Here is an 11676-nt window from a genome sequence, read left to right as displayed (position 1 = left end):
TCGTACAAGCAGGGGTAACCGCTACAGCGTTATACTCTGCCGCCTGAACTCACTAACGGACTAAAAGGACTCGCCCATGAAAGCGTTCGGCAAAATCCTGGGACTGGGGCTTCTCGGGTTACTGCTGATCATCGTGGCGCTGGGCTTCGCCCTGACCCACCTCTTTGATCCCAACGACTACAAAGACGAGATTCGCCAGCTGGCGCGCGACAAGGCCCACGTCGAACTGACCCTCAATGGTGACATCGGCTGGAGCCTGTTCCCGTGGCTGGGTCTGGAGCTGCACGAAGCCAGCATCGCTACCTTGAACAAACCCAAGGAACCGTTCGCCGACCTGCAGATGCTTGGCCTTTCAGTCCGTGTGCTGCCGCTGCTGCGCCGCGAAGTGCAAATGAGCGACGTACGTGTCGAGGGCCTGAACCTGACCCTGGCGCGTGACGAACAGGGCCATGGCAACTGGGAGGACATCGGCAAGCCGCTACCCGCGCAGAATGGCGCAGGCACCGATGCACAGGCACAGGCACCTGCCGAGCAGACGCCTGCGACCACCGACAGCAACGACCGCGCCATCAAGCTGGACATCGACAGCCTGACCGTGAACAACGCCCGCGTGCAGTACACCGATGCCAAGACCGGCCAAAATTACAGCGCCGAGAGCATTCAGCTGAGCACCGGGCCGGTCCATGAAGGCGCAAACATCCCGCTCAAGGCCAGCGCCTTCATCAGCGCCAGCCAGCCGAGCATCAAAGCCCGTACCGAGCTGGCCGGCGAATTGCGCTTCGACCGCAAGCTCAAGCGCTACAACTTCGAAGACATGCGCCTGTCGGGCGAGACCTCGGGTGAGCCTACCGGCGGCAAGACCGTGACCTTCGCCGCCCAGGGCCAACTGCTGGTCGACCTGGCCGCCAATGTCGCCTCGTGGAACGGCCTGAAAGTCTCGGCCAACCAACTGCGCGCCCTCGGTGAGCTGAACCTGCGTGATCTGGACAAAGCACCCCAGCTGAGCGGCGGCCTGTCCATCGCCCAGTTCAACCTGCGCGCCTTCCTTGAAAGCATTGGCCACCCGCTGCCGGCCACCAACGACCCGGCCGCCTTCGCCAAGCTGGAGCTGGTGACTCGCCTGCAGGGCACGCCCAGCAGCCTGGCCCTGGAAGACCTGGCGGTGAAGCTGGACGACAGCACCTTCAGCGGCCGCGTGGCCGTCGAAGATTTCGCCAAACAAGCCCTGCGCCTGCAGCTTAAGGGCGACACCTTCGACGCCGACCGCTACCTGCCGGCCAAGAGCGAAGAAGCCAAGGGCGCCACCGCTGCGCGCCAGGCCGAGATCAAGCAACAAGAGGCCAGCGCCGTAGCCGGTGCTGGCACCACACCACTGCCCAACGCCCCAACACACGTGGCGTGGAGCGACGACAAGCTGCTGCCGGTCGACCGTCTGCGTGCCCTCGACCTGCAGGCCGACCTGGCCTTCGGCTCGTTGACCCTGGACAAGCTGCCGATCGAGGACGCCCAGCTCAAGGCCATTGGCCAAGGCGGCCTGCTGACCCTGCAAACCTTGCGCGGAGCGCTGTACAACGGCACCTTCGAAGCCAAGGGCACGGTCGACGTTCGCCCTGCCGTGCCACAGCTGGGTGTGAACACCAATATCCAGCGGGTGCCGGTGGAACACTTCATCAAGGCCGAAGGCAAGGAACAGACGCCGCCGGTCAAGGGCCTGCTGACCCTGACCAGTGATCTGACAGCCACCGGTAACAGCCAGAAAGCACTGGTCGACACCCTGAACGGCAGCGCAAACTTCGCCATCAACGATGGCGTGCTGGTCAATGCCAACCTGGAACAGCAGCTGTGCCAGGCCATCGCCACGCTCAATCGCAAGACGCTGAGCAGCGAACCACGCGGCAAGGACACCCCGTTCCAGGAACTGCGCGGCAGCCTGGTAGTACGCAATGGCGTCGCCAGCAACCCGGACCTCAAGGCGCGCATCCCGGGCCTCACCGTCAATGGCCATGGTGACCTCGACCTGCGCGTGCTGGGCATGGACTACAACGTCGGTGTAGTCGTCGAAGGCGACCAGCGTGCCATGCCGGACCCGGCCTGCCAGGTCAACGAACGTTATGTAGGTGTTGAAGTACCCCTGCGCTGCCGTGGTCCGCTGGAACTCGGCGCAAAGGCCTGCCGCCTGGACCAGAACGGCCTGGGCAAGGTTGCCGCCAAACTGGCCGGCAACCGCCTGAAGGACAAGATCGATGAAAAGCTTGATGAAAAACTTGGAGACAAAGTGAGCCCGGAACTGAAAGACGCGCTCAAGGGGCTGTTCAAGCGATGAGCCCCGAGCAGTTCTCCAGCGCAGTGCTGGACTGGTATGACGAGCACGGCCGGCACGACCTGCCCTGGCAACAGGGCATCACGCCGTACCGGGTGTGGGTGTCGGAAATCATGTTGCAGCAGACCCAGGTCAGCACCGTGCTCAACTACTTCGACCGCTTCATGCAGGCCCTGCCAACCGTGCAAGCCCTGGCCGAGGCACCGGAGGACGAAGTGCTGCACCTGTGGACGGGCCTGGGTTACTACACCCGCGCACGCAACCTGCAAAAGGCCGCCAAGGTCGTCGTCGAGCAACATGGCGGCGAATTCCCGCGCAGCGTCGAGCAGCTTACCGAGCTGCCCGGCATTGGCCGCTCCACTGCCGGCGCCATCGCCAGCATCAGCATGGGCATCCGCGCACCGATCCTCGACGGCAACGTCAAGCGCGTGCTGGCACGCTACACCGCCCAGGCTGGCTACCCCGGCGAACCCAAGGTTGCCAACCAGCTATGGGCCACTGCCGAGCGCTTTACCCCGCAACAACGCGCCAACCACTACACCCAGGCGATGATGGACATGGGCGCCACGCTGTGCACGCGCAGTAAGCCCAGTTGCCTGATCTGCCCGTTGCAGCGCGGCTGCGAAGCGCACCTGCACGGCGAAGAAACCCGCTACCCCGAGCCCAAACCGCGCAAGGCGCTGCCGCAACGGCGCACATTGATGCCACTGCTGGCCAACCACGAAGGCGCCATCCTGCTTTACCGCCGCCCTTCCAGCGGCCTGTGGGGTGGTTTGTGGAGCCTCCCGGAGCTGGACGACATCGCCCAGCTCGACGACCTGGCCTACCAGCACGGCCTGCGCCTGGCTGGCCGCCACGCCATGGACGGCCTGACCCACACCTTCAGCCACTTCCAGCTGGCGATCGAGCCTTGGCTCGTGCGCGTCGACCCGGTCGGCGAGCACGTGGTCGAGGCCGACTGGCTCTGGTATAACCTCGCCACCCCGCCGCGCCTGGGCCTCGCCGCTCCGGTGAAAAAGCTGCTTGAACGCGCGACCGACGAACTGATTGCAGGAGACGCCCGATGACCCGCACCGTGATGTGCCGCAAATACCAAGAAGAACTGCCAGGCCTGGAACGCCCGCCCTATCCCGGTGCCAAGGGCCAGGACATCTTCGAACACATCTCGCAGAAAGCCTGGGCCGACTGGCAGAAGCACCAGACCATGCTGATCAACGAGAAGCGCCTGAACATGATGAACGCCGAGGACCGCAAATTCCTCCAGGCTGAGATGGACAAGTTTTTCGCCGGCGAAGAATACGCCCAGGCCGAAGGCTACGTTCCACCGGCCGAATGACCCCAAAAAACGTAAGCGACGGAATTAATTTAAAATTTTTTCAAAAAGTCGTTGACGAGCGGTCCGGAAATCTATTTAATTCACCTCGTCGCCCAGATAGCTCAGTCGGTAGAGCAGAGGATTGAAAATCCTCGTGTCGGCGGTTCGACTCCGTCTCTGGGCACCACCTTCAAGCTTCTGGTGGTTGCAAAGTTACCCGAAGCGACAACAAGAAACCCGCCTAGTGCGGGTTTTTTGTTGCCTGTGATTTTTAACTTCAGCAGCTTCGAAGAACACCAGATTTCACAACGCAACCTGAAGGCTCGCCATGCAATCGAGAAACCCGCAGCCATAAGCAGACTGCGGGCCAAACCTTACTCGTCCGACATGGAACGAAGATGATTGAATGCGTCCTCGGTCATGTGCCCCATGTAGGAGATGCTGTGCAACTGAAGGTGGCCGTGTTGCTTGCCTTTTTCGATAATGGCGGCGATGTCAGCCTTTGTAATCCTTTGCTCGTCGCAATCGGCGAAACCGGTTGGATAGTAAACCCTGCCATCGTCCGTGTAGCCGTACAGGGTGACCAGATAAAAGTGCTTCATGACTCCTCCTTTGTAGCGCAAACGTGCGCATCACTCACAGACGCCGAATTGGCGCAGTGACAGGCTGCCAGCCAGCATGGCTGGCAGCAGGAGAGAAGCTACGCAGGGCCCACGGTTCGCATAATCTGGATATGTATCCCACAGACATCTCAAGCTGCAGCGCCCAGGCGCACGGCTTGGGTTTATCGGGCAATTGCGCTTCAATACGCGCACTTTCAGACACACCCAAGGATTTCCCCATGGCCACCCCTACCAAGCAACAGAAACGCGCCAAGCGCGCCGCCAGCAAGGCCAAGCAGAACCGCATGGTACGCAGCGGCCAAGCGGTCAAGGCCAGCGCCGGCGACAGCGCCAGCGTCGAGCAGGTGTACAACAAGGCCATGGAGTCGGGCAGCTACGACGCGATGTTCAACAAGATGAAGGAAGCCCAGGAAGGCGGCCTGGTGCCAATGATCTCGGTGTTCCTGGTGGATCCGCTGCTCGCCCTGGTGCTCAAGGGGCACAAGGAAGAACACGCCACCGACTACATCGTGCTGGTGTTCAACGCCTACCGCAAATGGCTGGACGGCGCTGACGAAGAGACCACCATGGCCTGGCTGGAGAGTGATGAGTTCCAGGACGCCTATATCGCTGCTTCCGAACTCGTGGCCAAGCAACAGCAGAAGCAGTTTGGCTGACAGGGCCATGTAACCCGTTGTGGCCTCCGCGCGGCCCCTGCAGGAGCGGGTTTATCCGCGAATACGATGGCGGCTGCGACGGTGATTAGCCAGGGAAATTGGCCAGCAGGCCCGGCCCTTTCGCGGGTAAACCCGCGCCTACGGGCCTGTGGCGAACCTGCGGGCTTGCCCACGAAAGGGCCATCACAGGCAACAAAAAAAGGCCGCACCCTTCACAGGGCGCGGCCTTCTCATTTCAGCCAGCGCGGATCAGCTGTCCAGCGCCGCCCGCCCGGCAGCCTCGCGCTTGCGGTGCACCAGCAAGCCAGCCGCCACCACACCAATACTCAGCAACGCAGTCGCAATGATCTCCGCACGATGATCCTCACGCAGCGCCATCACCACCAGAATGGCAACGATGAAGGCAATGGTCGCCCAGGTCAGGCCCGGGAACAGCCACATCTTGAAGGTGATCTTCTCGCCGCGGGCTTCACGCTGGGCGCGCATGCGCAGCTGCGACACGGCAATCACCAGGTACACCAACAGCGCGATGGCGCCAGAGCTGGCCAGCAGGAACTCGAACACCTGGGCCGGTGCCACGAAGTTGGCGAACACGCAGAGAAACGCAGCCGCGGTGGACAGCAGTACCGCCACGTGCGGGGTCGCCGCCTTGGTGGTGCGCTGGGCGATGGCCGGGGCGTCGCCACGCTTGCTCAGCGAGAACAACATGCGCGAAGAAGTGTACAGCGCCGAGTTCAGGCAGCTGGTCACGGCAATCAGCACAACAATGTCGACGATCAGCTTGGCATTCGGCACACCAATACGGCTCAGCACGGTCTGGTAGGAGCCCGTCTCGGCCAGGGCCGGGTCGTTCCACGGCACCAGGGCCACGACCAGGAAGATCGACACCAGGTAGAACAGGCAGATACGCCAGATTACCGAGTTGGTGGCGCGGCTGATCTGCTTGCCCGGGTCCTTCGACTCGGCAGCGGCGATGGTGACGATTTCGGTACCCATGAACGAGAACATGGTGGTCAGCATGGCTGCCAGCACTGCGCCCAGGCCGTTGGGCATGAAGCCTTGGGTATCGAACAGGTGGCTGGCACCGCTCACTTGGCTGCTCGGTACAAAGCCGAACAAGGCAGCACAGCCCACGGCGATGAAGCCGATGATCGCCAGCACTTTGAGCAGGGCAAACCAGAACTCGAACTCACCGTAGTTCTTCACGCTGCACAGGTTGGTAAGTGTCAGTGCCAGGGTAATGATGAGGGAGAACGCCCACAGGTCAACCGCCGGGAACCAGGCATGCAGAATGGCCGCGGCGGCGTTGGCCTCCAGCGGAATTACCAACACCCAGAACCACCAGTACAGCCAGCCAATGGTGAAACCGGCCCAGCGCCCGATGGCACGGTCGGCATACGTAGAGAACGAACCGGTGTCAGGCGAGGCGACTGCCATTTCACCCAGCATACGCATGACCAGCACGACCAGCGTACCGGCGGCAGCGTAAGCCAGCAGCACGGCAGGGCCGGCAGCTGCGATGGCGTGGCCGGAGCCTACGAACAGGCCGGCACCGATGACGCCAGCAATGGACAGCATGGTCACATGCCGTTGTTTGAGCCCCTGAGCGAGGTCATTGGAATTGTTACCGCTCATTGAAACTACCTTTGTAAGGAGTGGACCACGCCGACTGCGGGTATAGAGCGCGCCAGGGGTTGACCCAGGCGTCGCTGCAATCGGCGGTTTCCAACTGGCAATAAGCGCGCCACATGCCGAATACACCCGTCAGAAAATTCTGCAGGCCTTTTAGGATGCGGCTTGGAGGGCTTTCGGCCATTACATGACCGAAAGGGCATCAAATCAACGGATTACTGAAATACCCACTTACAAATGCACCAAAGGTGCTCCTCGGTAACACCCACGCACCAACGCAATGCCAAAAAGTGCAACCCATGGGTACAACCTTGTCACATCAACATGGCATTCGTGGGTGAACCCGTTTGCACTGGCAAAAGGTCGGGTTTACCCCTCCAATGGGTCAAAACAGCTTCCATGCGCCGGCCAAAGCTGGCACCATCGCGCCTTTTTTCATCAAGGCTCTGGTGCTGGGCGACACCTTCGCGGACATCTGCGCGACGTTACGCTGTAGCGATGCGACAAACTGCCCCACCAGCGCCCCCAGTCCCCGGCGACCCTGTTGGCCGTCATAATGCCGCTATGCTAGCTTGGCGCACGCCAGGAAGGCCGCCAACAGCTGGGAACGCACCCGAACACATGAGGACCGCACATGGCTCAGGCCACGCCCGCGCTGGAAATCCGCAATTTGCACAAACGCTACGGCGAGCAGGAAATTCTCAAGGGCATTTCGCTGACCGCTCGCGACGGTGACGTGATCTCCATCCTGGGGTCGTCCGGCTCCGGCAAGTCCACCCTGCTGCGCTGCATCAACCTGCTCGAGAACCCGCACCAGGGCGAAATCCTGGTCGCCGGCGAAGCCCTCAAGCTCAAGGCCGCCAAGAATGGCGACCTGATCGCAGCCGACAACCGCCAGATCAATCGCCTGCGCAGCGAAATCGGCTTTGTCTTCCAGAATTTCAACCTGTGGCCGCACATGTCGATCCTCGACAACATCATCGAGGCGCCACGCCGCGTGCTCGGCCAAAGCAAGGCCGAGGCCATCGAAGCCGCCGAAGCGCTGCTGAACAAGGTCGGCATCTACGACAAACGCCACAGCTACCCCGCCCAGCTTTCCGGTGGCCAGCAACAGCGCGCCGCCATTGCCCGTACCCTGGCCATGAAGCCCAAGGTCATCCTGTTCGACGAGCCTACATCGGCACTCGATCCGGAAATGGTCCAGGAAGTGCTTAACGTTATCCGCGCATTGGCCGAAGAAGGCCGTACCATGCTGCTGGTGACGCACGAGATGAGCTTTGCCCGCCATGTGTCCAGTGAAGTCGTCTTCCTGCACCAGGGCCTGGTCGAAGAGCAGGGATCGCCGCAGCAGGTCTTCGAAAACCCGACCTCGGCGCGTTGCAAGCAATTCATGTCCAGCCACCGCTAACGGAGCAATACATGCACACCTACAAGAAGTTTCTCCTGGCAGCTGCTGCCACGCTGGTGATGTCGGCAAACGCCATGGCCGCAGAAAAACTGCGCATGGGCATCGAAGCCGCCTACCCACCGTTCAACAACAAGGATGCCAGCGGTAACGTGGTTGGCTTCGACAAAGACATTGGCGACGCCCTGTGCGCCAAGATGAAAGTCGAGTGCTCGGTCGTTACCTCCGACTGGGACGGCATCATCCCGGCCCTGAACGCCAAGAAGTTCGACTTCCTGGTGTCTTCGCTGTCGATCACCGACGAACGCAAGCAGGCTGTGGACTTCACCGAGCCGTACTACTCCAACAAGCTGCAGTTCATCGCGCCGAAAAACGTCGACTTCAAGACTGACAAAGAGTCGCTGAAAGGCAAGGTCATCGGCACCCAGCGCGCCACCCTGGCCGGCACCTACCTTGAAGACAACTTCAAGGGCGTCGACGTCAAGCTGTACGACACCCAGGAAAACGCCTACCTCGACCTGGTCTCCGGTCGTATCGACGGCATCCTGGCCGACAAGTACGTGCAGTACGAGTGGCTGAAAAGCAAAGACGGCTCGAACTTCGAGTTCAAGGGCGAGCCGGTGATGGACAGCGACAAGATCGGCATTGCCGTGCGCAAAGGTGACACCAAGCTGCGCGACGACCTGAACAAAGCCCTGGCAGAGATCAAGGCCGACGGCACGTACAAGAAGATCAACGACAAGTACTTCCCGTTCAGTATCGAATGACCCGCCCTGACCGGCGCGCCCAAGTGGCGCGCCAGTCCCTAAAATGACCTGCCCATGAATATCGACCTGCACGGATTCGGTCCGGCCATGATGGCCGGCACCCTGATGACCGTAAAACTGGCGCTTTGCGCCTTGCTGCTGGGGCTGGTCCTGGGCCTGCTCGGCGCCCTGGCCAAGACCTCCCCGCTCAAGCCGCTGCAATGGCTTGGCGGCTTCTACTCGACCCTGGTTCGCGGCGTGCCCGAACTGCTGTGGGTACTGCTTATCTATTTCGGCACCGTCGGGCTCATGAACAGCCTCGGCGAAGCCCTGAACATGCCGGGCCTTGAGCTAAGCGCCTTCGCCGCGGGCGTGATCGCCCTGGGCCTGTGCTTTGGCGCCTACGCCACCGAAGTGTTCCGTGGCGCTATCCTGGCGATCCCCAAAGGCCACCGCGAAGCTGGCCTGGCGCTGGGCTTGTCAAAGGGCCGCATCCTCTCGCGGATCATCCTGCCGCAGATGTGGCGCATCGCCCTGCCCGGCCTTGGCAACCTGTTCATGATCCTGATGAAGGACACCGCCCTGGTATCGGTAATCGGCCTTGAAGAAATCATGCGTCACTCGCAAATTGGCGTGACCGTGACCAAAGAGCCGTTCACCTTCTACATGGTCGCGGCCTGCATCTACCTGGGCCTGACCGTGCTTGCCATGACCGGTATGCATTTCATGGAAAAACGCGCCGCTCGCGGCTTTGCGAGGGCTGAATAATGAATTGGGAAGTCATCTTCAAATGGCTGCCACGCCTGGCCGAAGGCGCGACCCTGACCCTTGAGCTGGTGGCCATCGCCGTGGTTGCCGGGTTGATCCTGGCCATACCGCTGGGCATCGCCCGCTCCTCGCGCCACTGGTACGTGCGCGCGGTGCCGTTCAGCTACATTTTCTTCTTCCGTGGCACACCCCTGCTGGTGCAGTTGTTCCTGGTCTATTACGGCCTGGCGCAGTTCGATGCGGTGCGCTCCAGTTCGCTGTGGCCGTACCTGCGCGATCCGTTCTGGTGCACGGTGCTGACCATGACCCTGCACACCGCTGCGTACATCGCCGAGATCCTGCGTGGCGCGCTGCAGGCGATCCCTAAAGGTGAGATTGAAGCGGCACGAGCGCTGGGCATGTCGCGTGGCAAAACGCTGTTCTACATCATGCTGCCACGCGCTGCGCGCATCGGCCTGCCGGCGTACAGCAACGAAGTGATCCTGATGCTCAAGGCCAGTGCCCTGGCCAGTACCGTGACCCTGCTGGAGCTGACCGGCATGGCCCGTACCATCATCGCCCGCACCTACCTGCCGGTGGAGATCTTCTTCGCCGCAGGCGTGTTCTACCTGGTGATCTCGTTCGTGCTGGTGCAAGGCTTCAAGCTGCTGGAGCGCTGGTTGCGCGTGGATGCCTGCCAAGGCCGCTAACATCTCCTAGCCATCTTCGCGGGCACGCCCGCTCCTACAACAGGCCTATGCTGAACCTTCGTAGGAGCGGGTTTACCCGCGAACAGGCCCTCAACCCCAACACACATCCCCATGCCCAGCCCCCTCCACAGCCACCACCTAAGCACCCGCTTCCAGGCCCTCGACCAGTTCCTGATCGAGCACCAACAGCTGTGGAAACCCCGCCCCTTCACCACCCTGCAACTGCCTTGGGAAACCACCCACCCAGAGCTTGCCGCCCACCTGCGCCAATGTTCCCTGGCAGACGCCGAAGCCGACAGCGCCGCTGACCGCTTGCCTGCCCCATTCCCGCAACTGGCCGAACAAGCCCGACAGCTCGCCACGCTCGGCAGCCTTGCGCAAACCAATCTACCGCCGGCCGCCCACCGCCTGGACGTCGCCGTCCCCGGTCGCAAATGGCAACAGATCGAAGCCTTCGCCAGCCACCTGGCCTTCCGCGAGCAGCCCCGGCACTGGCTGGACTGGTGTTCTGGCAAAGGCCACCTCGGCCGTCGCCTGCTGCAACCTGGGCAACACCTGACCTGCCTGGAGTACGACGCCGACCTGGTCGCTGCCGGTCAGGCCCTGAGTGCACACCACCACTTGCAAGCACAGCACTTACATCAGGATGTGATGGCCAGCGACAGCGCGCGCCACCTGGCTGACGATAAAAGCGTGGTTGCCTTGCATGCCTGTGGCGATCTGCATGTCCGCCTGATGCAACTGGCCAGCCAGCAAGGTTGCCGGCAACTGGCCATAGCCCCCTGCTGCTACAACCGCATCGCCGCGCAGCAGTACCAGACGTTGTCCACAGCCGCGCAGGCGTCGAGCCTGCAGCTGTCGCTGGACGACCTGGGCCTGCCCTTGAGCGAAACCGTCACTGCCGGCGCCCGCGTGCGGCGCCAGCGCGACACCTCGATGGCCCGGCGCCTGGGCTTCGACCTGCTGCAACGCCAACAGCGCCAGAGCGATGAATACCTGCCGACGCCTTCCCTGCCGGTGGCCTGGCTGGAGAAGCCCTTCGAGCAATACTGCCGCGACTTGGCTGAACTGAAGCAATTGCCAGTGAGCGGCGACCCGGACTGGGCAATGCTGGAAGCTGCGGGCTGGCAACGCCTGGCCGAGGTTCGGAACCTGGAGCGCGTACGCAACCTGTTCCGTCGGCCACTGGAGCTGTGGCTGGTACTCGATCGCGCCCTGTTCCTCGAAGAACAAGGCTATGACGTGCGCCTGGGCCTGTTTTGCGATTACCCACTGACCCCGCGCAACCTGCTCATTCTCGCGGAACGCGACGGTTAGCCGCAGCACAACCTGTGGATAAGTCTGTGAACAAGCTTGTGATTACCTGTTGGATCCAAGCGCTATTTCAAGCGCTTGGCTTATTCCTGCTTGCGGCTGCAGCCCAGTAAAAACAGGCGTTTGCGCAAAGACCAGCGGCGTAGCGATCCGGCATGCCTTTCGCTCAGGTCGCCGATGCCACTTGTGCATAAACATTTCTTGTGGT

At 61.8% G+C, this 11676-nt stretch carries 11 protein-coding genes and 1 tRNA gene; 10 read left to right on the top strand and 2 right to left on the bottom strand.

Translation table 11 applies throughout. The features are described 5' to 3' along the window. The first annotated feature begins 76 nt into the window (after positions 1 to 76). From LMH93_RS01620 to LMH93_RS01605, 4 genes are all read left to right on the top strand, one after another. Positions 77 to 2323 (top strand): AsmA family protein, encoded by a 2247-nt coding sequence (locus tag LMH93_RS01620; RefSeq protein ID WP_185279892.1) that lies wholly within the window; start codon positions 77 to 79, stop codon positions 2321 to 2323. Beyond that, entirely contained in the window at positions 2320 to 3387 is a 1068-nt protein-coding gene (gene mutY, locus LMH93_RS01615) for an A/G-specific adenine glycosylase (RefSeq protein WP_003255741.1), read from the top strand. The genes LMH93_RS01620 and mutY overlap by 4 nt, the downstream gene beginning before the upstream one ends. Continuing rightward, positions 3384 to 3656, top strand: coding sequence for an oxidative damage protection protein (locus tag LMH93_RS01610; RefSeq protein WP_003255742.1), 273 nt, complete (start codon positions 3384 to 3386; stop codon positions 3654 to 3656). Before mutY ends, LMH93_RS01610 begins: the two co-directional genes overlap by 4 nt. 90 nt (positions 3657 to 3746) lie before the next feature. Then, positions 3747 to 3822 (top strand) — tRNA-Phe (locus tag LMH93_RS01605). A gap of 187 nt (positions 3823 to 4009) precedes the next feature. Here the strand turns inward: LMH93_RS01605 and LMH93_RS01600 are convergent. Beyond that, entirely contained in the window at positions 4010 to 4237 is a 228-nt protein-coding gene (locus tag LMH93_RS01600; protein WP_003255743.1) for a hypothetical protein, read from the bottom strand. A 239-nt stretch (positions 4238 to 4476) separates the two neighbouring features. On the opposite strand from LMH93_RS01600, the gene LMH93_RS01595 reads away from it, so the two are divergent. Further along, positions 4477 to 4914 carry a hypothetical protein gene (locus tag LMH93_RS01595; RefSeq protein ID WP_003255744.1) on the top strand — a complete coding sequence of 146 codons (438 nt, stop codon included), beginning with the start codon at positions 4477 to 4479 and terminating at the stop codon, positions 4912 to 4914. A gap of 249 nt (positions 4915 to 5163) precedes the next feature. Here LMH93_RS01595 and gabP read toward each other — a convergent pair whose 3' ends face one another. Then, positions 5164 to 6549, bottom strand: coding sequence for a GABA permease (gabP, locus tag LMH93_RS01590; protein ID WP_003255745.1), 1386 nt, complete (start codon positions 6547 to 6549; stop codon positions 5164 to 5166). 631 nt (positions 6550 to 7180) lie between these two features. On the opposite strand from gabP, the gene LMH93_RS01585 reads away from it, so the two are divergent. From LMH93_RS01585 to LMH93_RS01565, 5 genes are all read left to right on the top strand, one after another. Continuing rightward, on the top strand, positions 7181 to 7954 hold the full coding sequence (locus LMH93_RS01585) for an ABC transporter ATP-binding protein (protein WP_003255746.1): 774 nt from the start codon (positions 7181 to 7183) through the stop codon (positions 7952 to 7954). A gap of 11 nt (positions 7955 to 7965) precedes the next feature. Continuing rightward, on the top strand, positions 7966 to 8718 hold the full coding sequence (locus tag LMH93_RS01580) for an ABC transporter substrate-binding protein (protein WP_003255747.1): 753 nt from the start codon (positions 7966 to 7968) through the stop codon (positions 8716 to 8718). A 54-nt stretch (positions 8719 to 8772) separates the two neighbouring features. Then, the gene (locus LMH93_RS01575; RefSeq protein ID WP_003255749.1) at positions 8773 to 9465 is read left to right on the top strand and encodes an ABC transporter permease; all 693 of its coding nucleotides are present in this window, start codon (positions 8773 to 8775) and stop codon (positions 9463 to 9465) included. Beyond that, positions 9465 to 10154 (top strand): ABC transporter permease, encoded by a 690-nt coding sequence (locus LMH93_RS01570; RefSeq protein WP_004577128.1) that lies wholly within the window; start codon positions 9465 to 9467, stop codon positions 10152 to 10154. Before LMH93_RS01575 ends, LMH93_RS01570 begins: the two co-directional genes overlap by 1 nt. Before the next feature lie 111 nt (positions 10155 to 10265). Next, positions 10266 to 11471, top strand: a complete 1206-nt coding sequence (locus tag LMH93_RS01565; RefSeq protein WP_230064790.1) for an adenovirus L4-33K/L4-22K family protein — start codon at positions 10266 to 10268, stop codon at positions 11469 to 11471. The last annotated feature ends 205 nt before the right edge of the window (positions 11472 to 11676 follow it).

Origin of the sequence: Pseudomonas sp. CIP-10, assembly GCF_020911845.1 — a bacterium.
Lineage (GTDB): Bacteria > Pseudomonadota > Gammaproteobacteria > Pseudomonadales > Pseudomonadaceae > Aquipseudomonas > Aquipseudomonas alloputida.
Note: the sequence above shows the minus strand (reverse complement) of the source record. Positions and strands in the feature narration are given on the sequence as shown.

Excerpts from the sequence above, each read along its gene's own strand:
- LMH93_RS01620 (WP_185279892.1), top strand. The coding sequence starts at position 77 with ATGAAAGCGTTCGGCAAAATCCTGGGACTGGGGCTTCTCGGGTTACTG.
- mutY (WP_003255741.1), top strand. The coding sequence starts at position 2,320 with ATGAGCCCCGAGCAGTTCTCCAGCGCAGTGCTGGACTGGTATGACGAG.
- LMH93_RS01610 (WP_003255742.1), top strand. The coding sequence starts at position 3,384 with ATGACCCGCACCGTGATGTGCCGCAAATACCAAGAAGAACTGCCAGGC.
- LMH93_RS01600 (WP_003255743.1), bottom strand. The coding sequence starts at position 4,237 with ATGAAGCACTTTTATCTGGTCACCCTGTACGGCTACACGGACGATGGC.
- LMH93_RS01595 (WP_003255744.1), top strand. The coding sequence starts at position 4,477 with ATGGCCACCCCTACCAAGCAACAGAAACGCGCCAAGCGCGCCGCCAGC.
- gabP (WP_003255745.1), bottom strand. The coding sequence starts at position 6,549 with ATGAGCGGTAACAATTCCAATGACCTCGCTCAGGGGCTCAAACAACGG.
- LMH93_RS01585 (WP_003255746.1), top strand. The coding sequence starts at position 7,181 with ATGGCTCAGGCCACGCCCGCGCTGGAAATCCGCAATTTGCACAAACGC.
- LMH93_RS01580 (WP_003255747.1), top strand. The coding sequence starts at position 7,966 with ATGCACACCTACAAGAAGTTTCTCCTGGCAGCTGCTGCCACGCTGGTG.
- LMH93_RS01575 (WP_003255749.1), top strand. The coding sequence starts at position 8,773 with ATGAATATCGACCTGCACGGATTCGGTCCGGCCATGATGGCCGGCACC.
- LMH93_RS01570 (WP_004577128.1), top strand. The coding sequence starts at position 9,465 with ATGAATTGGGAAGTCATCTTCAAATGGCTGCCACGCCTGGCCGAAGGC.
- LMH93_RS01565 (WP_230064790.1), top strand. The coding sequence starts at position 10,266 with ATGCCCAGCCCCCTCCACAGCCACCACCTAAGCACCCGCTTCCAGGCC.